The 19,920-nt window shown below is 70.7% G+C and carries 15 protein-coding genes; 9 read left to right on the top strand and 6 right to left on the bottom strand.

Annotated features, from left to right (window positions below; all coding sequences use genetic code 11):
- Positions 1 to 76 precede the first annotated feature (76 nt).
- From BM109_RS27550 to BM109_RS27525, 6 genes are all read left to right on the top strand, one after another.
- Complete coding sequence (locus tag BM109_RS27550; protein ID WP_093349920.1) at positions 77 to 2,557, top strand: TonB-dependent siderophore receptor; 2,481 nt, start codon at positions 77 to 79, stop codon at positions 2,555 to 2,557.
- A 2-nt stretch (positions 2,558 to 2,559) separates the two neighbouring features.
- Entirely contained in the window at positions 2,560 to 3,279 is a 720-nt protein-coding gene (locus BM109_RS27545) for a hypothetical protein (protein WP_093349917.1), read from the top strand.
- Between the two features lie 6 nt (positions 3,280 to 3,285).
- Positions 3,286 to 5,883 carry a sulfite reductase flavoprotein subunit alpha gene (locus BM109_RS27540; RefSeq protein WP_093349915.1) on the top strand — a complete coding sequence of 866 codons (2,598 nt, stop codon included), beginning with the start codon at positions 3,286 to 3,288 and terminating at the stop codon, positions 5,881 to 5,883.
- Positions 5,884 to 5,962: 79 nt separating this feature from the next.
- Positions 5,963 to 6,607, top strand: a complete 645-nt coding sequence (locus BM109_RS27535; RefSeq protein WP_093349912.1) for an ABC transporter ATP-binding protein — start codon at positions 5,963 to 5,965, stop codon at positions 6,605 to 6,607.
- On the top strand, positions 6,604 to 7,395 hold the full coding sequence (gene fetB / locus BM109_RS27530) for an ABC transporter permease (protein WP_093349909.1): 792 nt from the start codon (positions 6,604 to 6,606) through the stop codon (positions 7,393 to 7,395). Before BM109_RS27535 ends, fetB begins: the two co-directional genes overlap by 4 nt.
- A 134-nt stretch (positions 7,396 to 7,529) precedes the next feature.
- Positions 7,530 to 8,012, top strand: coding sequence for a transcriptional repressor (locus tag BM109_RS27525; RefSeq protein ID WP_177239481.1), 483 nt, complete (start codon positions 7,530 to 7,532; stop codon positions 8,010 to 8,012).
- 1 nt (position 8,013) lies between these two features.
- Here BM109_RS27525 and BM109_RS27520 read toward each other — a convergent pair whose 3' ends face one another.
- Positions 8,014 to 8,769 (bottom strand): FTR1 family protein, encoded by a 756-nt coding sequence (locus BM109_RS27520; RefSeq protein WP_093349904.1) that lies wholly within the window; start codon positions 8,767 to 8,769, stop codon positions 8,014 to 8,016.
- A gap of 147 nt (positions 8,770 to 8,916) precedes the next feature.
- Between BM109_RS27520 and BM109_RS27515 the strand changes: the two genes are divergently transcribed.
- The 3 genes from BM109_RS27515 (at position 8,917) to BM109_RS27505 (ending at position 12,384) form a co-directional block, all read left to right on the top strand.
- Entirely contained in the window at positions 8,917 to 9,258 is a 342-nt protein-coding gene (locus BM109_RS27515; protein WP_093350187.1) for a hypothetical protein, read from the top strand.
- A gap of 344 nt (positions 9,259 to 9,602) precedes the next feature.
- Complete coding sequence (locus BM109_RS27510; protein ID WP_093349901.1) at positions 9,603 to 11,789, top strand: TonB-dependent receptor; 2,187 nt, start codon at positions 9,603 to 9,605, stop codon at positions 11,787 to 11,789.
- A 73-nt stretch (positions 11,790 to 11,862) separates the two neighbouring features.
- Complete coding sequence (locus BM109_RS27505; protein ID WP_143129276.1) at positions 11,863 to 12,384, top strand: hypothetical protein; 522 nt, start codon at positions 11,863 to 11,865, stop codon at positions 12,382 to 12,384.
- Positions 12,385 to 12,408: 24 nt separating this feature from the next.
- On the opposite strand, the gene BM109_RS27500 is transcribed toward BM109_RS27505, so the two are convergent.
- The 5 genes from BM109_RS27500 to BM109_RS27480 all read right to left on the bottom strand — a co-directional run bounded on the left by BM109_RS27500 (position 12,409) and on the right by BM109_RS27480 (position 19,852).
- Positions 12,409 to 14,952 (bottom strand): TonB-dependent receptor, encoded by a 2,544-nt coding sequence (locus BM109_RS27500; RefSeq protein WP_093349896.1) that lies wholly within the window; start codon positions 14,950 to 14,952, stop codon positions 12,409 to 12,411.
- Between the two features lie 136 nt (positions 14,953 to 15,088).
- Positions 15,089 to 16,045 (bottom strand): FecR domain-containing protein, encoded by a 957-nt coding sequence (locus BM109_RS27495; RefSeq protein ID WP_256222810.1) that lies wholly within the window; start codon positions 16,043 to 16,045, stop codon positions 15,089 to 15,091.
- On the bottom strand, positions 16,042 to 16,569 hold the full coding sequence (locus BM109_RS27490; protein WP_093349891.1) for a sigma-70 family RNA polymerase sigma factor: 528 nt from the start codon (positions 16,567 to 16,569) through the stop codon (positions 16,042 to 16,044). Before BM109_RS27490 ends, BM109_RS27495 begins: the two co-directional genes overlap by 4 nt.
- Before the next feature lie 92 nt (positions 16,570 to 16,661).
- A complete protein-coding gene (locus BM109_RS27485; protein ID WP_093349888.1) occupies positions 16,662 to 17,399 on the bottom strand; it encodes a DUF4198 domain-containing protein in 738 nt (245 codons plus the stop codon).
- 11 nt (positions 17,400 to 17,410) lie between these two features.
- Positions 17,411 to 19,852 (bottom strand): TonB-dependent siderophore receptor, encoded by a 2,442-nt coding sequence (locus BM109_RS27480; protein WP_093349886.1) that lies wholly within the window; start codon positions 19,850 to 19,852, stop codon positions 17,411 to 17,413.
- Positions 19,853 to 19,920: the final 68 nt, after the last annotated feature.

The raw sequence follows: 19,920 nt of genomic DNA, 5'->3' as shown, positions 1-19,920 counted from the left end.
TTTTTCGATTTCGTTCGGCCTTCCTCCTGAGAACCATGGCGAGCGCCATGGATTGCAGTTCTGCCGAAGGAATCCCATGCACGCGCACCCGTCCTCACCCACCCCCGTCTCCAAGGCGTTGCTGTGCCTGCTGGCGCTGGCGGCCGCCATGCCCGTCGCGGCCCTGGCCGCCGAGCCGGCGCGGCCCGCCGCGAGCGCCAACACGCCGGGCGCCGCGCGCGCCTACCGCATCGAGCCCGGCCCGCTGGCCGCGGTGCTGGGCCGCTTCGCGGCCGCGGCCGGCGTGGCGCTGTCCTTCGATCCCGCCCACACCCGGGACCTGAACTCGCGCGGCCTCGACGGCAGCTTCACGGTGCAGGCCGGCTTCGCCACGCTGCTCGCGGGCACGGGCCTCGAGGCGGTCGAGGGCGGCGCGGGCGAATTCATCCTGCGCCGATCGGCGAGCGCGCAGGCCGAGCCCGGCGTGATCGAGGGCACCGGTGCGCTGCCCGCCGTGCGCGTGGTGGCGCGCGCGGCACCGGCGCCCGGCGACGCCGACGACCGCTACCAGCCCACGCCCGATGCCTCGACCCTGCGCACCACGGCGCCGGTGCTCGAGATCCCGCAGGTGGTCAACGTGGTGCCCGCGCAGGTGATCCGCGACCAGCGCCCGCGCAACATCGACGATGCGCTCGCCAACGTCAGCGGCATCAACCAGGGCAACACCCTGGCCAGCACGCAGGACACGCTGATGAAGCGCGGCTTCGGCGGCAACCGCGACGGCTCGATCATGCACAACGGCATGCCGCTGGTGCAGGGCCGCGGCCTCAACGCCGCGGCCGAGAGCGTGGAGGTGCTCAAGGGCCCATCCTCGCTGCTCTACGGCCTGATGGACCCGGGCGGCGTGATCAACGTGGTCAGCAAGAAGCCGCAACTGACCCAGCGCACCGCGCTGTCGCTGGGCGCCTCGGGCTACGCGGGCGGGCGCAACGGCAGCGGCCAGACGCTCGACACCACCGGTCCCATCGGCGAGAACGGCCTGGCCTACCGGCTGATCGTCGACCGCATGGACGAGGACTACTGGCGCAACTTCGGCACCCACCGCGAGACGCTGGTCGCGCCCTCGCTGGCCTGGTATGGCGAGGACACGCAGGCTGTGCTCTGGTACGAGTACCGCAAGTTCGTGACGCCCTTCGACCGCGGCACCGCGCTCGACTCGCGCACCAAGAGCCCGCTGGACCTGCCCAAGACCCGGCGCCTGGACGAGCCCTGGAACGAGATGCGCGGCGAAAGCCACCTGGCCCAGCTTTCGGTCGACCACCAGTTCGGCGGCGGCTGGGCCGGCCACCTGAACCTCAGCTACAACCGCGAGACCTACGATGCCAACCAGCTGCGCATCACCGGCCTCAACACCACGCGCGGCACGCTCACGCGCAGCAACGACGCCACGCACGGCGCGCTGAGCACCGACAGCTATGCCACCGCCTATGTCGACGGCCGCGTCGAGCTCGGCGGCATGCGCCACGACCTGCAGTTCGGCTGGGACGCCGAGTACCGCAAGATCTACCGCGCCGACCTGCTGCGCCAGGCCGTCACGCGCAGCTTCAGCTACCTCAACCCGGTCTACGGCCTCGAGTTCCCCTCGGCCACCGTGTCGGCCAGCGACAGCGACCAGACCGACAAGCTGCACAACCAGTCCTTCTTCTTCCAGGACTCGATCCATCTTAGCGAGCGCTGGATCGCGGTGGCCGGGCTGCGCTACCAGGCCTGGTCGCAGACCGCGGGCCGCGGCCGTCCGTTCAAGGCCAACACCGACACCGATGGCTCCAAGGTGCTGCCGCGCGTGGGGCTGGTCTACAAGTGGAGCGACAGCCTGTCGCTCTACGGCAGCTACACCGAGTCGCTCAAGCCCACCTCGACCATCGCGCCGCTGTCCTCGGGCTACATCGTCGATGCCTCGGTCGCGCCGGAGCAGGGCAAGTCGTGGGAGCTCGGCGCCAAGCTCGACCTGGCCGGCGGCCTCACCGGCACCGTGGCGCTGTTCGACATCCGCAAGAAGAACGTGCTGGTCTCGCAGTTCAACGACGTGACCAAGCTGACCGACTGGCGCACCTCGGGCGCGGCGCGTTCGCGCGGCCTCGAGCTCGACGTGGCCGGCGAGCTCGGCAGGAACTGGAGCGCGATCGCGAGCTACGCCTACATCGACGCCAAGACCACCGAAGACCCGCTGTACGCCGGCAACCGCCTGTGGAACGTGGCGCGCCAGACCGCGTCGCTGTCGGCCGTGTACGACTTCGGCCAGGTCTTCGGCGCCGAGGGCCGGCTGCGCGTGGGCGGCGGCGTGCACTACGTGGGCAAGCGGCCCGGCGACTCGGCCAACAGCTTCGTGCTGCCGGGCTACACCACCGCCGATGCCTTCGCCACCTACGACACGCGCATCCATGGCCGCAAGGTCAAGTTCCAGCTCAACGTGAAGAACCTGTTCGACAAGACCTACTACCCCTCGGCCGCGAACACCTACTTCATCTCCATGGGCGACGCGCGCCAGGTGTCGCTGCTCACCACCTTCGAGTTCTAGGCATGAAGGACGCTGTTTCCATCGACCGCCGTGGCGCGCTGCTGCGGCTCGCGCTGCCCCTCGCCGCGGGACTGGCCGGCACAGCCGGCGCACAGGCGGCACCCGGCCGCAAGCTCGTGCTGCTGGTGCAGCGCGGCAGCCCGAACGCGGCGGTCGACGAGCAGGTCGCGCAGCACCTGGGCACGCGCGGCTTCGCGGTCGCCATGCTCGACCAGGCGGTGGAGCCGGCCGCGGCGGCGGGCGCCGAGCTGGTCGTGATCTCCTCGACCGTGGCCGCGAAGGACGTGCATCCGGGCTGGCGCCAGCTGCCGGTGCCGCTGCTGACCTGGGAGAACGACCTGCTCGACGACCTCGCGATGACGGGCAAGCGGCACGACGTCGATTTCGGCGAGGCGGCCAAGGAGCGTTACCTGTGGCTGGTGAACGCGCCGCATCCGATGGGTGCCGGGCTGCCGGCCGGCGTGGCCAACGTCTACCAGCGGCAGGCCGGCATAAGCTGGGGCCGCCCCGGTCTCGGCGCCACCACCATCGCCACCCTCTACGGCCAGCCCGAGAAGGCGGCCCTCTTCGGCTACGAGAAGGGCGCCACCATGGACTACGAATCGCTCGCGCCGGCGCGCCGCGTGATGGTCTTCCTCGGCAACGACGGCTTCACCAACCTGGCACCGGCCGGTCGCGCGCTCTTCGACGCGGCCGTGGACTGGGCCGCGGGAGCGCGCTGAATGACGATGCCGACATGGCGCCAGGCCTGGTTCCAGCTGCACTGGTTGCTGGGCATCACCGCGGGCAGCGTGCTGCTCGTGATCGGGCTCAGCGGCGCGGTGCTGTCGTTCCGCGAGGAGCTGATCGATGCGCTCAATCCCGGTGGTCGCCATGTGGCGGTGCAGGACAAGGAAGCGCTCGCGCCACCGCAGCTGCTCGCGGCCGTGCGCGAGGCCTTCCCGGGCCGCCAGGTCGGCACGCTCGCGCTGTTCGCCGAGCCCGGCGCCGCGGCGCGCGTGATCTTCGCGCCGCGCCCCGGCGAGCGCCGCGGTGACACCGTCTACCTCGATCCCTACGCGGGCCGGCCGCTGCCGCCGCTGGCGGGCGCCGAATTCTTCGAATGGGTCGAGGCGCTGCATCGCTGGCTGCTGCTGCCGCGCGAGCCGGGCCGCGTCGCGGCCGGCGTGCTGGCGATCGGACTGTTCGTGCTGGCCCTGTCGGGCCTGTACCTGCGCTGGCCGCGGCGGCCACTCGACTGGCGCGCCTGGCTGACCTTCGACCCGGCGCTCAAGGGCCGGCCCTTTCTCTGGGGGCTGCATTCGGTGGCCGGCACCTGCGCCTTGCTGCTGTACCTGGTGTTCACCACCACCGGCGTCTACTGGGCCTTCGACGCCGTGCGCGACCGCGTCGATGCCTTCGCGGGCCAGCCGCGCGCGCCCGCGCAGGCACGCAATGCGCCGCGCGTGCGCAACATGCAGCGCGACGACGCCGGTGCGGTCGACGTGGCGCCCGCCTGGGCCACGTTCCAGCGCCAGGCCGCCGCCAGCGGCTGGAGCGAGGTGATCCTGCGCGTGCCCACGGGGGCCGCGCCCACGGTGCTGTTCACCTGGCTCGATGCGCATCCGGCCCACGAACGCGCGCGCAACCGCATGACGGTGCGCCTGCCGGGCGGCGAGGTCGCGCAGGACGAGCGCCATGACGCCAAGCCCATGGGCGGCCGCTTCCTGGCCGCCATCTATCCGCTGCACATGGGCACCTATTTCGGGCTGCCGGGCCGCATCGCGATGATGCTCGCGGCGCTGATGCTGCCGGTGTTCACCGTCACGGGCTGGATGCTCTACCTCGACCGCCGGCGCAAGAAGCGCGCGGTGGCCGCGGAACGCGCAGCGCTTGCCGCTGGGGCGGGGCGGCCGTCGGCAGATGGCGCGACAGCGCCCGAAGGCGTGCTCGTGGCCTTCGCGAGCCAGTCGGGCACCGCCGAGGGCATCGCGCTGCGCAGCGCCGCCGCGCTCGAGGCCGGCGGCCTGCGCGTAACCGTGGCCTCGCTCGCGCGGCTCGATCCCGAGCAGTTGCGCCATCACCAGCGCCTGCTGCTGGTGGCCAGCAGCTTCGGCGAAGGCGGCCCGCCCGATGCGGCGCGGCGCTTCGCGCAGCGGCTGGTGCAGGTCGGCGGCGATGCGCTCGCGCACCTGCGCTACGGCCTGCTGGCGCTCGGCGACCGGCACTACGCGCGCTTCTGCGGCTTCGGCCATGCGCTCGACCATGCGCTGGTGGCGGCGGGCGCGCAGTCGCTGTTTCCGATGATCGAGGTCGACAACGGCGACACGGCCGCGCTTGCGCGCTGGCGCCGGCAACTGGTGACGTTGCGCGGCGCCGATGCAGTGCCGGCCGAGGCGCTGGCCGATGAACCGCTAGCGCCCGCGTTCGAACCCTGGACCTTGAGCGCGCGCCGGCTGCTGAATCCCGGCAGCCTCGGTGCGCCGCTCTACGAGATCGAACTCGCCGCGCCGCCCGAAGCGGCCGCCGCGTGGCGGCCCGGCGCGCTGGCCGAACTGCAGCCGCGGCTCGCGGCCGACACGGTGGCGGCCCTGTTGCGTGCCACGTCGTGGACAGCGGATGCACCCGTCGTCTTCCAAGGCCGGCACTGCACGCTCGCCGAGGCCCTGGCCCGCAGCGCCGTGCCCGCGCCGCAGGCCCTGGTGCAAGGCCTCGACGCGCAGGCGCTGGCCGATGCGTTGGTGCCGCTCGCCACGCGTCGCTATTCGATCGCGAGCCTGCCCTCGGAGGGCCACGTGCGGCTGCTCGTGCGGCAGGCGCGCCATGAACAGGGCCTCGGCATTGCCTCGGGCTGGCTCACTGCGCATGCGCCGTTGATGGCACCGGTGCCGCTGCGCCTGCTCCCCAACCCCGGCTTCGCGCCCGTGGCCGACGACCGGCCCTGCATCTTCGTCGGCAACGGCTCGGGTTACGCCGGCCTGCGCGGCCATCTGCGCGAGCGCATCGAGCGCGGCCACCGGCGCAACTGGCTGGTGTTCGGCGAACGCCAGCTGGCGCGCGACGCCTTCTTCATGGACGAGCTGCGCCACTGGCAGGCCGCGGGCCAGGTCGAGCGCGTCGACCTCGCGTTCTCACGCGACCATGCGCCGCGCATCTACGTGCAGGACCGCCTGCGCGAGCACGCGGGCGATCTGCGCCGCTGGGTGGGCGAGGGCGCCGCGATCTTCGTCTGCGGCAGCCTGCATGGCATGGCGGCGGGCGTGGACGAGGCGCTCGAGGCCGCGCTGGGGCGTGCCACGCTCGACGACCTGATCGCCGAAGGGCGTTACCGGCGCGACGTGTACTGAGAGGGCGCGCGCGGAGGCGGCGCTTCAGCCGCCGTTCAGCTTGATCGGCAAGCTCGGGGCTTTGGCCATTCTTTCGCGCATGCCCGAGCTTTCCCGTCCTTCCGCCCCCGCCCACCTGTCCATCGAGGGCCTGCGTGCGTTGCACGTCGGCCCCATCGCGCTGCAGGCCGCGCGCGGCGAATGCATCGCCATCCTCGGCCCCTCGGGCTCGGGCAAGAGCGTGTTCCTGCGGCTGGTGGCCGACCTCGATCCGGGCGAGGGCCGCGTGGTGCTCGACGGCATCGATCGCGCGGCGCTGTCGGGCCCCGAGTGGCGCCGCCGCGTGATCTACCAGGCGGCGGAGCCGGCGTGGTGGGGCATGGGCGTGGCCGAGCACTTCCCGGCCGGCCTCGATCGCGACATGCTCGCGGGATGGATCGCGGAGCTGGGCCTGCCGCGCGACGTGCTTCAGGCCGACATCGCGCGGCTGTCGACCGGCGAGCGCCAGCGGCTGGCCCTGCTGCGCTCGCTCGCGCACCGCCCCATGGTGCTGTTGCTCGACGAACCCACCGCCTCGCTCGACCCCGCCACCACGCTCGCGGTCGAAGCGCTGCTGGCGCGCGAACAGGCCGCGGGGCTGACGCTGCTGTGGGTCACGCATTCCCATGAGCAGGCCGCGCGCGTCGCGGCACGTCATCTCGAACTGAACGCGGGCCGGCTGCAGCCGGCAGGGAGCGTCGCATGAACCCCATCCACCTCGACGCCACCGATCTGGTGCTCGCCACGGTGCTCGTGCTGCTGAACGCGCTCGCCTCGCTGCTGCTGGGGCTGCAACTGCATCGGCAGGTGCTGTGGGCGGCCGCGCGCATGGTGGTGCAGTTGCTGCTGGTGGGGCTGGTGCTGCGTTTCGTGTTCGCGGCGGCTTCGCCGGGCGCCACCCTGGCCATCGTGCTGCTGATGATCCTGGCCGCGGCACGCGAGGTGGCGGTGCGGCCCGCGCACCGGCTGCGCGGCGGCGGCAACTTCGGCATCGGCGCGGCGGCCGTGGGCGTGTCGAGCGTGGCGACGGTGGTGCTGGCGCTGATGACCGCGATCCGGCCGCAGCCCTGGTACGACCCGCGCTATGCGATCCCGCTGATGGGCATCGTGCTCGGCAGCGTGCTCAATTCGGCCAGCCTGGGCCTCGACAGCTTCTTCGAGGGCGTGACCGCGGGGCGCGCGCGCATCGAGGCCCGGCTGGCGCTGGGCGCGACCATTCACCAGGCGATGGCGGCGCTGATCCGCGCGTCCATCCGCAAAGGGATGATCCCGATCGTCAACCAGATGTCGGCGGCCGGTGTGATCACCTTGCCCGGCATCATGACCGGCCAGCTGCTCGCTGGCATGGACCCGGTCGAGGCCGCCAAGTACCAGATCCTGCTGCTGTTCCTGCTGACCGGTGCCGGCGGCGTGGCGGCCGCCGGCGCGGTCTACCTGGCGGCGCGCTCGCTGACCGACGATCGGCAGCGGCTGCGCGCCGACCGCCTGCGCTGAACCGATCATGCGGATGCAGCCATCTTTACCTGCTGTTTTCAATCCATCCGGCAGTTTTGCAACTGCGCTGCATCATGCTTTTGGAGAGCGCGCCGCGCCGCGGCGGCCACCGTATAGCCCCATCGACCATGCCCATGCCTGCTGAAAAACACCGGGAAGCAACGCTCGACGACGCCGCCATTCAGCGCCGCCTCGAGGACGCGGACATCCGCGTCAACCCCGAGCGCCTGCAGATCCTCGGCCGGCTGATGTCGAACGCGGGCCAGGCCTGCACGGCCCAGGAGCTCTATCCGCGCGGGGTCGAGGAATCGAATGCCGCCGCGGTGTCGCGCGTGTACCGCACGCTGCACCTGCTCGAGAAGAAGCGGGTGATCGAACGGCGGGTGCGGCAGGTGCGCGGGCGGCCCGTGTTCACCTACCTCTACGGCGAGGAGAGCGCCTCGTCGCGCATCCGCTTCCAGTGCCGAAGCTGCGGCGCCAGCGTGGTCGCCGACGACATCCAGTTGCGCGAGCAGGTCGCGAAGGTCGGGGCCGACCAGGGACTGCCCGTGGCCTCGAAGGAGGACATCGTGGTGTGGATCGCGTGCAACCGCTGCAGCGCGGGCACGCGGGACTGAACTACTCGACGCGCGCGGCCGTCTCCGACCACCAGCCGCGCAGCACCCAGTAGAGCGGCGGCAGCATCAGCACGGCGCACAGCCAGGCATGGCGCGCGCCCTCCTCGAAGAAGGGCGCCACGGTCAGCGCCCAGGCCACGCCGTCGTCGCGCAGCTCGGGGATGCGCAGCAGGTCGGCCACGCTGTAGAGCAGCAGCTGGATCGCGAGCAGGGCCAGCAGCAGTGCCGAGACCCGGAACGCCAGCAGCAGCCGCGCGCGCAGGTGCAGCCACTTCCACGCGGGCAGCAGCAGCCCGGTGGCCGCGACGCCCAGCAGCACGCCCAGCGCGGCATCCACCATGCCGGCGCGCGCGCCGATCGCGCGCACGAAGACCGCGATCTCGAGCGATTCGCGAAAGGCCGACAGCGCGACGAAGGCCACGACCAGGAAGGGCGCGGCCCGGCTGTCGAGCCAGGCCTCGTGGAACAGGTGGACGCGGCCGCGGATCTGCCGCACTGAGGCGCCCATGCTCGTCGCCATGACCAGGATGCCGAGCGCCATCAGGGTGCTGAGGCCGGCGCTGACGTTGCGGTCGACCGAGGCGTCCATCAGCAGCACCGACAGCGCCGCGGCGGGCGCGAGCCCCAGGCCCAGGCCCCAGCCGACGTACTTGATCAGCGAGAAGCGCCGCGACTCGCGCAGGCAGACATGCAGCGAGCCCACGATCAGGATCAGCTCGGCCAGCTCGCGCAGGGTGATGGCGAAGGCGTCAAACATCGGTGAATCCGCGCGGCGTCGAGATGACAACGATTCTCATTGGTAAAGTATCGCACGGCCCTCCTCGAACGGCCCCGTGCGACACTGCCGTCGCGCCTTCGACAACAGAAACAGCGCTCAGCAGCACTCAGGGGTATCGCCGTGGCCGTGAACGATCAAGAAATCCTCAGCATCGTCGACCGGGCCGTCGACGAGTTCAACGGCGACCTCGACGACCTCGAAAGCGCGATCGGCATGCTGCTGCTCGGACGGCACTACGGCTGGCGCGTCGTGTTGCTGATCCACAGCCCGACCACCGTGCGCAAGTACCTGAAGATCCTCGGCCTGAAGAACCTGCGCGACGTGCTGCCCGAGGTCGGCGTGCTCGCGCACCGTTCGAACGCCTGGCGCCTGCTCGACGGCACCAAGAACTTCTGGAAGGTCGTGCGCGGCCAGATCAGCGGCGTGCGCTCCGCGCGGGTCGAGAAGACCCCGACCAAGCCCTCCTGAATCCCTCGATTCGTCTGGATCCGGGACGCGCCGGAGGGGCGGCCGCGCGCGCTTGCGTGGCATTTCCCCAACATGAAAGTAGTTCTCCTGAAGACTACTGACCCCTGGCTTTCAGAGCCAACGCCTTCCGTTTCTCTCGGTTGAACCTGGCTCGCATGGCTCTCTTCGCGCCAAATCAGTAGCACTTGACAGTACTACTACCTGCTTCTACATTTGCTCGAAATTGCGAATCGTTCGTATTTCCGTCTCTTTCGCGGCCGCGATCAGAAGGGGGAGGTGGCAGCGGCGATGCGCTCTTTCGCAGCCGGCGCGAATGCGCCTTCTCTTTCCTTCATCAGTTCCAAATGAACAAGTCACGCAGCCCGCGCCTTCCGGGCATGGCACCCGCGATCGCGCCCAGCGCCGTCGTCCGGGCGATTCACCTGCTCACCGCCGGCGCCACCCTGGCCCTCGGCGCATCCACCGCCTGGTCGCAGACCGCCGACGGCAGCAACTCGCTGCCGCCCATCACCGTCACGGGCACCGAGCAGGGCTATGCCGCCAAGCGCAGCACCACCGCCACCAAGACCGACACGCCGCTGCGCGACACGCCGCAGTCGATCAGCGTGGTGACCAGCGACGAGCTGCGCGACCGCGCGGTGCAGAGCATTGCCGAGGCCGCGCGCTACGTGCCGGGCGTGGGCTTCGCGCAGGGCGAGGGCAACCGCGAGACGCCGATCTTCCGCGGCATCAGCACCACCGGCGACTTCTTCATCGACGGCATCCGCGACGACGTCCAGTACTACCGCGACCTCTACAACATCGAGCGCGTGGAAGTGTTCAAGGGCCCGAACGCGATGATCTTCGGCCGCGGCGCCACCGGCGGGCTGATCAACCGCGTGAGCAAGCAGCCCGAGTGGACGCCTTCGTACGGCGCCTCGGTCACGCTCGGCTCGCACAGCAACCGCCGCCTGACGGCGGACATCAACCAGCCGATCAACGACCAGCTGTCGTTCCGCCTCAACGGCCTGTACGAGAACTCCAAGAGCTACCGCGACGGCGTCTGGCTCGAGCGCTCGGGCATCAACCCGACCCTGAGCTGGCGCCCGAGCGCGAAGACGCTGGTGACGCTGGGCTACGAGCACTTCAAGGACAAGCGTATCGCCGACCGCGGCATCACCTCGTTCCGCGGCGTGCCGGTGGTCACCGATCCGTCGACCTTCTTCGGCAACGCGGCCGGCAGCCCGACCTGGTCCTCGCTCGATGCCTTCAACGCGCTGGTCGAGCACGAGTTCGACAACGGCGTGGTGCTGCGCAACCGCACGCGCTGGTCCGAGCAGGACAAGTTCTACCGCAACGTGTTCCCCGGCGCGGTCAACGCGCTCGGCACCACGGTGGCGATCAGCGCCTACGACAACGCGACCACGCGCAAGAGCTTCTTCAACCAGACCGACGTCAGCTTCACGCTGAACACCGGCGCGGTGAAGCACAAGTTCCTCGTGGGCGCGGAGATCGGCAAGCAGGACACCGACAACCTCCGCAACACCGGCTACTTCAACAACACGGCCACCAGCGTGAACGTGCCGCTGTGGCTGCCGACGACCTACGCGCCGGTGTTCTACCGCCAGTCCGCGACCGATGCCAACAACAGCGGCACCGCCAAGGTCGCGGCCCTTTACGTGCAGGACCAGATCGAGCTGACGCCGCAGTTCCAGCTGATCGCAGGCCTGCGCTACGACCGCTTCCGCGTCGACTTCCAGAACAACCGCAACGGCGACCGCTTCAAGACCAACGACGACCTCGTGTCGCCGCGCCTGGGCGTGATCTACAAGCCAGTCGAGCCGCTGTCGCTGTACGCGAACTACAGCATCGCCTACCAGCCGCGCGCGGGCGACCAGCTGTCCTCGCTCACGCTGAGCTCGTCGGCGCTCAAGCCCGAGAAGTTCAAGAACTACGAGATCGGCGCCAAGTGGGACGTGCTGCCCGCGCTCGCGGCCACCGCCGCGCTCTACCGCCTCGACCGCTCCAACGTGGTGGTGCTCGATCCGACCGATCCGACCGGCGCGCGCACCATCCTCAGCGACGGCCAGCGCACCCAGGGCTTCGAGCTCGGCTTGAGCGGCAACATCACGCCGGCCTGGAGCGTCTCGGGCGGCTACTCCTACACCGACGCCAAGTTCAAGGCCGACACCTCGGCCACGATCCGCGCCGGCGCCCGCGTGGGCCAGGTGCCCAAGCACACCTTCGCGCTGTGGAACCGCTACGACTTCTCGCCGATGTGGGGCGCGGGCGCGGGTGTGATCCACCAGGCCAAGATGTTCGCGTCGAGCGAACAGATCGTGACCAACGCGGCGCCGTTCCCGAACGTGGTGCTGCCGGGCTATACGCGCGTCGACGCGGCGGTGTTCTTCACGCTCAACCGCAACGTGCAGATGCAGCTGAACGTCGAGAACCTGTTCAACCGCAAGTACTTCCTCAACGCGAACAGCAACACCAACATCACGCCGGGCGCGCCGCGCTCGTTCCGCGTGTCGCTGAACGCGAAGTTCTGATGCGCGCGGCCGGCGGGCTTCATCGCCCGCCGGCCGTGTCCGCCCGCGAGCCGAAGGTTTCAGGAGCCCGATGATGAATCCACCCACGAGCCCGCCGTGGCAGCCCGACGCGATGACCCGCCTCGTCAACCGCAAGGCGGACCTGCGCCATCCGGCGTTCGGACCGCACTCCGGCGTCACCGACCGCAACCAGCTGCAGCACGAGCGCATCCTCGCGGCCATGGCCGAGTCCGAGGGCGGCAACCTGCATCCGCGCGACCTGCACCGCAGGCTCACGCAACGGGGCACGCCGATGAACATGTCGGCCATCTATTCGGCGCTCAAGCGGCTGGCGGCCGAGGGCGCGATCCAGCACCTGCTGGTGGAGCGCAACGGCCGCGCCGTCTCGAGCTACAGCCTGCCCGAGAGCGATGCCTGCGACGCCGCGGGCCGGCTGGTCTGCACCGGCTGCCGGCGCTGGGTCGACCTCCGGGGCACGGGCCTGCTGTCGCGGCTCATCGCCGATGCCTGCAAGGCCCACGTACCGGCGGCCGCGGTGGAGGCCGTCGAAGTGCAGGTGCTGTGCGAAGCCTGCCGCGAAGCGCGGGACGACTGAGCTTCGCGTCGCCGCCGAACCGCCTCACCAGCGGTGCGTGTAGCTCAGCTTCAGCACGGCTCCGGGCGCCGGCAGGCGGCTCGTGTTGTTGTTGCTGCGAAGCAGCTGGCTGTAGAGCGGGAAGTACTTCCGGTTGAAGAGGTTCTCCACGCCGATCGCCAAGTTGTTCTTGTCGTCGATCTTCCAGCGGCTGATCAGGTCGACCGTGGTGTAGCCGCTGGTGTCGCGGCGCCCGAAGCTGCTCACGCCATCGAGGCGGTAGTCCTTGCCCGCATAGGAAGTCGCCTGCAGCCGGTGGCTCCACCGGCCGTCGGGCTTGTACTCGACGTAGGCCGTCAGCTTGAGCGGCGGAATGCGGTAGCCGGTCATGTCCTGGTAGCGCGCGGCGCCCTGCGGCAGCTCGCGGCCCTTCATCCAGGTGAAGCTGCCGCCCAGGGCCCAGCGCTCGTCGTCGCTGAAGTAGTCGAGCGCGCCTTCGAGGCCATGGATGCGCTCCTTGGTGCGCAGCAGGTTCAGCCCGTTGTTGAAGCTCTGCACGGCGCCGAGGTCCGACTGCGACTGGAAGGCCGCGAGGTTCGCGACCACGTTGGAGAAGCGACCGCGCCATCCGAGCTCGAAGGTGTCGGTCTTGACCGGTTGCAGGTCGGAGCCCGCGATGTTGAAGGCCGGCGTGGCATTGCGCACCTGCAGGCCGATGTCGGGCAGCTCGAAGCCCTGGCTGTACGACAGGTAGAGGTCGTGCGCCTTGGTCGGGTTGAAGACCAGGCCCGCGTTGTAGGTCCAGCCCTTGTAGTCGACCGCGCCGCCATTGACCGGGCGCGGATTGGCCACGCGCGATTGCGACAGTGGCACGAAGCTGTCGAAGCGCGTGCGGGCGCGGTCGTAGCGCACGCCGCCTTCGACCGACCACCGGTCGTCGAAGCGGTGCTGCAACTGGGCGAAGCCGCCGAGGCTGCGCGTGGTGATCGGCGGCATGAAGATGCGCGAGCCGGTCTTGAGGAAGCGCAGGCCGCCGCTCAGGTCGTACAGGCGCGGATCGAACACGTCCAGCGGCATGTCGCTGCGCTCCTGGTTGAAGTCGGCGCCCCAGGTCAGTTGCGTCTTCTTGTCCGCGCCCAGCGGCGTCTTGATGGTCAGCCGGCCGCCATGGACCTCGGAGTTCTGCGTCACCTGGTCCACGTTGGCGCCGCGCACCGACACGCCGCGCGCATCGAAGGGCGCGAAGCGGGTGAAGAAGTCGCGGTAGTAGAACTGCGCGGCCAGCGAGCTGCCGGCGATGTCGCGGTGCTGGTAATCGATGCCAACCAGCGTGTTCTTCACGCGGTTCTGCTCGGCCAGCTGCAGCCCGCGCAGCGGCCGGGCCGCGGCGCTGCCGGCGGGCAGCTTCGCCACCGAGGGATCGGAGCCGTAGTCGGTGTCCTGCTTGGCGTCGTAGTGGCTCGCGGACAGCTGCAGCCGCTGGTTCGCATCGATGCGCCAGCCGATCTTGGCCGAGGCGCTGTAGATGTTCGAGTCGAACAGGTCGCCCTGGCTCGGCTCGGGCGCGATGCGGCTGCCCCGCGCGTCGTAGGAGGCGCCGACGCGGCGCGCGCCGAGGCTCAGCGTGTAGTCGATCTTCTCGCCCGCGCCCGACAGGTAGTGCTGCACCTCGCCACCGAAGCCCGCCGAACCGATGCGCGACAGCGGCGTCACGCCGGTCACCGTGGTCTCGGCGCGCGTCTGTCCGTCGGGCTGGCGCGTGCGGATGGAGACGATGCCGCCGGCCGCGCCGCTGCCGTAGATCGCGCTGCTGCCGCGCAGCACCTCGATCTGCTCGACGTCGGCCGGGTTGACGTTGGCCAGGTTGCGCGAGGAGTCGCGGTTGGTGTTGAGCGGGATGCCGTCGACCAGCACCAGCATGTTGCGCCCGCGCAGGGTCTGGCCGTAGTCGGTGATGGTGTGGCTGGAGTCGGCCATGCCCGGCACCACCTTGCTCAGCAGGGTGGCCACGCTGTCGGAACCCTGGCGCAGGCCCTCGAGTTCCTGGCGCTCGATCACCGTGACCTGGCGCGTGGGCGCCATCAGGTTGCTCTGCGTGCGGTCGGTCACCGTGATCGGTGCCAGCGCATCGCCCGGGATCGCGGGTTCGACGGCCGGTGCTGCGGCACCCGAAGGCGTGGGACGGCCGGCCGGTGCCGCCGCATCGGCCGCCTCCAGCGTGAAATTGCCGCCGCCCAGCGCGCGCGTGCGCAGGCCGCTGCCGGCCAGCAGGCGGTCGAAGCCTTCCTGCACCGCGAACGCGCCGCGCAGGCCCGGCGTCGAGAGGCCGCGCGTGCGTGCCAGGTCCATGCTGAGGTTGACGCCGGCCTGGCCCGCGAAATTCAGCAGCGCCGGGCCCAGCGGGCCGGCGGGAATGTCGTAGCGCGCGGTGGCCTGGGCCACGGCGGTATCGGCGGCCCGGGCCAGCGGCGCGGCCAGCGTGCCGCACAGGCCGAGCAGGCACAGCGCGCCGCGCACGCTGCGCACGAGCGGGCGCGGCGGCGCCGCGCGGAGGGTTCGGGAAGCGGAAGGGCGGGGCCGTTCGGTCATGAAGAGGGGTCCTGTCGTCGATCGTTGAAAGCGGGTCTCGTCCTGCATGACAGGCGAGCCGCGAAAACCGGACAGGGCGGCGCAAAAAAAGAACCCGCCGGGGTGGCGGGCCAAAGGGGGGTGGTGGTTGGGGCGGTCAACGCGCGGCGATGGTCACCCAGTAGCGCGTTCTGGATTCGATGCGCACTGGCAGGGTCTGGGCCAGCAGTTCCAGGATTCGGTCGGTGTCGTCGAGCTGGAAGGCGCCCGAGACCCGGATCTCGGCCGCGGCCGGATCGCAGTGCAGGGCGCCGCTGCGGTAGCGCGCGAGCTCGGCCGCGAAGTCCGCGAGCCGCATCTCCTCGGCATAGAGCACGCCACGGGCCCAGGCATCGGCGCCAGCCGCCAGCGCGCGCGGCGCCGACACGGTCGTCGCGCTGAAGAAGGCCTGGCGCCCCGCGGGCACGATGACGGGTGCGCCGGGATCCCGCGCGGGCCGGATCTCGACCGCGCCTTCCAGCACGCTGAGCCGGCCGCGCGCGTCGTCGCTGCGCACCACGAAGCGCGTGCCCAGCGCGCGCAGGCTGGCATGCGCGGTCTGGACGAGGAAGGGACGCGGGTCGGGCGCGGTCTCGATGAGGATCTCGCCGGCGCGGTGGCGCAGCAGCCGCTGCGTGTCGTCGAAGTCCAGGCTCACGGCCGATGCGGTGTTGAGGTCGAGCCCGCTGCCGTCGGGCAGCGTCAGGTGCCTGCGCTCGCCGGTGGCGGTGCTGACATCCGCGCCGATCGCCTGCCAGGGCAGGGTGCGATAGCCGATCCATGCAGCCGATGGCACGCCGAGCAGCAGCGCCACCGTGCGCAGCAGCGCGCGCCGGCCGGCCGCGTCCCGGCGCCGGTCGAGCACCGGCATGCCCACGGCCGCGGGCACCGCGCCGAAGCGGCGGCTCAACTGTTCGGCGCTCTGCCAGACGCGCTGGTGCTCGGGGCTCTGGTTGCGCCATGCCTCGCAGCCCCGCAGGTCGGCCGCGCTCGGGCGCCCGGCATGCAGGCGCGCCAGCCACTGCGCGGCTTCGTCGAGCAGCCGGGGATCGACCGGGGTGCCCGCGGGTCTCATGCGCCCTGCGCCAGCATCAGCCGCAGGCATTGCCGGAACCCCTGCGCCATGTAGCGCGTGACGGTGCGCACGCTGAGCTTGAGCCGCGCGGCGATCTCGTCGTAGGACAGGCCTTCGAGCTGCGACATCAGGAAGGCGGTGCGCACCGGCGGCGGCAGTTCGTCGAGCAGGGCATCGAGTTCGTGCAGCGTTTCGAGCAGGATGGCGCGTTCCTCGACCGAGGGCACCAGCGACTCGGGCAGCAGGGCCAGCGAGGCCAGGTAGGCGCGCTCGAGCGACTGGCGCTCGAAGTGATTGACCATCAGGCGCCGCGCCACGGTCGTGAGGTAGGCGCGCGGCTCGCGCAGCGGCGGAATGGCATCGGCGCGGTAGCCGGTCCACACGCGCATGAAGGTGTCGTGCGCGATGTCCGCCGCGTCGCAGCTGTTGCCGAGCCGACTCCGCAGCCACCCGCAGAGCCACCCGTGGTGATCGCTGTAGAGCGCGTGGACCTCCCGCTGCAGGGCTGATTCGCCGACCACCATGCGCTTTCTCGTGCAGACCTGCTGCCGCCCTCTGTTTCTAAATAGGAATCCTTCGCATTGTAGTGCCTTGTGGCTACCTGGCCCCGCGCAATTCAGTGGCCGGCGCGCGGCAGCACGAAGGCGAGGGTGGCTTCCAGCCCGTCCTCGTCAGCCTCGCTCCTGTCGCCGCGCGGGCGCACCAGCGAGGCCGCGATCACGTTGAGCCCGCTGCTGCCCAGCGTGACCGTGGCGCGGCCCTCGCGGTCCGTCTTCACGCGCGGTCCTGCTGTGTTGCCCGTGAAATCGCCGATCACCTCCACACCCGCCACCGGCCGACCCTTCGACAGCACGCGCACCGCGAGGCGCTGGCCGCGCCGCAGCGCGAAGGGATCGGCCAGCGGCACGATCTCCAGCTCGGCACCGAGCGGCGCGAAAGGCAGGCGGACCGGCGCGAGCAGGGTCGTGCCGTACTTCATGTAGTGCCCGGCCTTGCGCGCATCGGGCACCTGCAAGCGCGAGCCGCTGACCCACTTGCCGTCGCGGCCCTGCGACCAGAAGCCGTCCTCGAGCGCCACCCACAGCACGGCCGCATCCTTCGCCGGCTCGACCACCACGTTGCGCGCACGCGCCGACACCTGCACCTGCGACGGCGCACCGGTGGCGGTGAAGGCCTTCGTCTCGCGCAGCTGCCGCGGCTCGTAGGCCTCGTCGAGCGCGCCTTCGCCGAGCACCACGGCCAGCTCGCCCGCGCGCTGCGCGACCCACACGCCGTGGGCCGACGACGCGCCGCAGCACAGGGCCGCGAGCGCCAGGGCCATGTGCCGCAGGCCATCCCTTGCATCGATCTTCATGCGGGCCTCCTTCAGAAGTTGGCCGTCATCGACAGCCGGACGATGCGCGGATTGCCCTGCGTCACGCCGCCGTAGTTGACCGAGCTCCAGTAGCGCCGGTTCGTCACGTTCTCGATCGACAGCCGCAGGATCGATTGCGCGCCCATCAGCCGCGTGACATAAGCCGCGCCCAGGTCCCAGCGCGTGAAGCTCGGCACGATCAGCGTGTTGGCGCGGTCCAGCGGCCGGTTGCCGACGTGGTAGATGCCGGTGTTGAACGACAGCCCCGGCACCGCCATCAGCCGGTAGTCGAGGAACAGGTTGGCCTGGAAGCGCGCCACGTTGCTCGGGCGGCGGCCCTCGAGCGCGGGGTCGCCGGTCTCGCGTTGCTGCGCGTCGAGCCAGGACACGCCGGCGATGCCACTGAGTTGCGGCGTGATCTCGCCATTGGCCGTGAACTCCACGCCGCGATGCCGCTGGCGGCCCTGCTCGCGGAAGACGTTGTCGGCCGGCGAGACCGCCTGCAGCGGCTTGTCCATGTCGAAGGCCGCGGCCGTCACCATCAAGCCGTCGCGCACGCGGCTCTTCACGCCGACCTCGTACTGCCGGCTCTTGATCGGCCCGAGCTTCTGCAGCGCGTTGTCGGCATAGCTGGGCGCATAGGCTCCCTGCTCGAAGCCCTCGCCGTAGGTCGCGTAGAAGGTGGTGCGCTCCGAGGGCTTGTACATCGCGCTCACCGTGGGCACGGTCACGTTGGTCGTGTACTTCGGCGTGCCGTCGTACTTGCTGCCGATGTCGCTGCTGTAGTCGATGTGGCGCGCGCCGATCAGCAGCTGCCAGTTCGGCCCGAAGGAGATCGTGTCGCTCGCGAACAGGCTGCTCTGGCGCGCCTTGCTCGCGGGCAGGTGCGTGTCCTCGGGAATGAAGGGCGCGAAGTAGGGCAGCGGCCGGTAGATGTTGCCGATGTACTGCGGGAAGCGCAGGTAGTCGCCGTCGGGCGACTGCAGGCTCGAGTACGAGTAGCCGATGACCGTCTCGTGCCCGATCGATCCGGTATCGAAGCGCCCGGTCGCGAACACCTGGCCCGCGGTGGTGGGATAGGCCTCGCCCTCGTAGCGCGTGTTGCCGGCGAGCACGTCGCCGTTCGGCGCCACCTTCGAGGCATTGAAGAAGATCGCGTTGCGCTTGGTGCGGCTGAGCGCGAGCTGCGCCGTCAGGTCCCAGTTCTCGCTGAGCGCGTAATTCAGCCTCGCGCCGAGGTTCCAGGCGTCGGTCTTGTACTGGCCCCAGGGCTGGCCGACCAGCGTGCGCGGATCGAAGCTGCGCGCGGGCACCAGCAGCCCGTCGCTGCGCGGGCCGATCATGCCGCTGGCGGCCAGCGACTTGCGCTGCCAGTCGAAGTCGAGCTGCAGCAGCGCGTCGCGGTTGAGCTTGATGTCCATCGCGCCGCTGAGGAAGTCGCGCCGCAGGTCGCCGAAATGGGTGAAGTCGCCGACCCGCTCGCTCGCGGCATTGAAGCGGTAGCCCACGGTGCCGGCCTCGTTCAGCGGACCGCCTGCATCGACGCTGGCATAGCGCCCGCCGTAGCTGCGCACCTCGGCGCTCACGCTGGCGAAGCGCTCGCGCGTCGGGCGCTTGAGCACGTAGTTGACGATGCCGCTGGGCTCGCCCACGCCGTACAGGAAGCCCGACAGCCCCTTGAGCACGTCGACGCGCTCCTTGTTCTCCAGCGGCACGTCGCTGTAGATGTTCGCCAGCAGGCCGTCGCGGCGCACGTTGTTGAAGGAGTTGGCCGAGAAGCCGCGCACCGCGATACCGTCGAACGAGGAGAAGCCCGAGGTGGGCGTGACCGAGGGATCGTTGCGCAGCACGTCGAGCGCGGTGCGCGCGCGCTGGTTCTCGATGGTGTCGACGGTGTAGGAGCCGACCGCGAAGGGCAGGTCCTGCAGCGAGCGCACGCCGAGCGCGCCGGCGTTCACGTCCTGCACGTCGTAGAGGCGTTCGCGCTGGGCGCTGACCACCACCGGCGCCAGCGTGCCGGTGCGCGCCGCGGCCTCCGCCGCCGCATCGGGAAGTGCGCTCGCGCCGGTGGCCGGCGCGCCGATCCGGCGCAAGCGCCAGCCGCCGCCGGCTCCCGGCACCGCCTCGAGCCCGCTGCCGGCCAGCAGCCTGGCCAGGGCCTCGTTCACCGCATAGCTGCCCTGCAGGCCGGGACTCGCGAGGCCCTGCGTCAGCGTCGGGTCGATCGCGATCATCGTGCCCGACTCGCGGCCGAAGCGGCCCAGCACGCTGTCGAGCGAGCCGGCGCCGATCGCATAGCTGCGCGGCGCCTCGGCGACGGGCGCGGGCTGGGCTCCCACGGGAACGGCCGAGACGCCAAGCAGCGCCAGCGCCGCGCTCAGGCAGCCGGAGCGGGCGAAGGGCGCGAGCGGGAAGGGGCCGGTCCGGGCGGCGGACCGAGCATCGAATGCCATGGGAAGAACTCTCCGTGATCGTTGGAAGATGGGGCCCACGCGGCCTTCGCCGCGGGGTGTCTCTTCCT

It is taken from the genome of Variovorax sp. PDC80 (assembly GCF_900115375.1).
In the GTDB taxonomy this organism is placed as follows: domain Bacteria; phylum Pseudomonadota; class Gammaproteobacteria; order Burkholderiales; family Burkholderiaceae_C; genus Variovorax.
The sequence above is the reverse complement of the archived record's forward strand: the minus strand, read 5'-3'. Positions and strand labels throughout refer to the sequence as shown.

Bases quoted from the DNA above. Each gene is read 5' to 3' on its own strand.
- BM109_RS27505 (WP_143129276.1), top strand. From the start codon at position 11,863: ATGAATCCACCCACGAGCCCGCCGTGGCAGCCCGACGCGATGACCCGC.
- BM109_RS27480 (WP_093349886.1), bottom strand. From the start codon at position 19,852: ATGGCATTCGATGCTCGGTCCGCCGCCCGGACCGGCCCCTTCCCGCTC.
- BM109_RS27540 (WP_093349915.1), top strand. From the start codon at position 3,286: ATGCCGACATGGCGCCAGGCCTGGTTCCAGCTGCACTGGTTGCTGGGC.
- BM109_RS27510 (WP_093349901.1), top strand. From the start codon at position 9,603: ATGAACAAGTCACGCAGCCCGCGCCTTCCGGGCATGGCACCCGCGATC.
- BM109_RS27535 (WP_093349912.1), top strand. From the start codon at position 5,963: ATGCCCGAGCTTTCCCGTCCTTCCGCCCCCGCCCACCTGTCCATCGAG.
- fetB (WP_093349909.1), top strand. From the start codon at position 6,604: ATGAACCCCATCCACCTCGACGCCACCGATCTGGTGCTCGCCACGGTG.
- BM109_RS27550 (WP_093349920.1), top strand. From the start codon at position 77: ATGCACGCGCACCCGTCCTCACCCACCCCCGTCTCCAAGGCGTTGCTG.
- BM109_RS27525 (WP_177239481.1), top strand. From the start codon at position 7,530: ATGCCTGCTGAAAAACACCGGGAAGCAACGCTCGACGACGCCGCCATT.
- BM109_RS27495 (WP_256222810.1), bottom strand. From the start codon at position 16,045: ATGAGACCCGCGGGCACCCCGGTCGATCCCCGGCTGCTCGACGAAGCC.
- BM109_RS27520 (WP_093349904.1), bottom strand. From the start codon at position 8,769: ATGTTTGACGCCTTCGCCATCACCCTGCGCGAGCTGGCCGAGCTGATC.
- BM109_RS27500 (WP_093349896.1), bottom strand. From the start codon at position 14,952: ATGACCGAACGGCCCCGCCCTTCCGCTTCCCGAACCCTCCGCGCGGCG.
- BM109_RS27490 (WP_093349891.1), bottom strand. From the start codon at position 16,569: ATGGTGGTCGGCGAATCAGCCCTGCAGCGGGAGGTCCACGCGCTCTAC.
- BM109_RS27485 (WP_093349888.1), bottom strand. From the start codon at position 17,399: ATGAAGATCGATGCAAGGGATGGCCTGCGGCACATGGCCCTGGCGCTC.
- BM109_RS27545 (WP_093349917.1), top strand. From the start codon at position 2,560: ATGAAGGACGCTGTTTCCATCGACCGCCGTGGCGCGCTGCTGCGGCTC.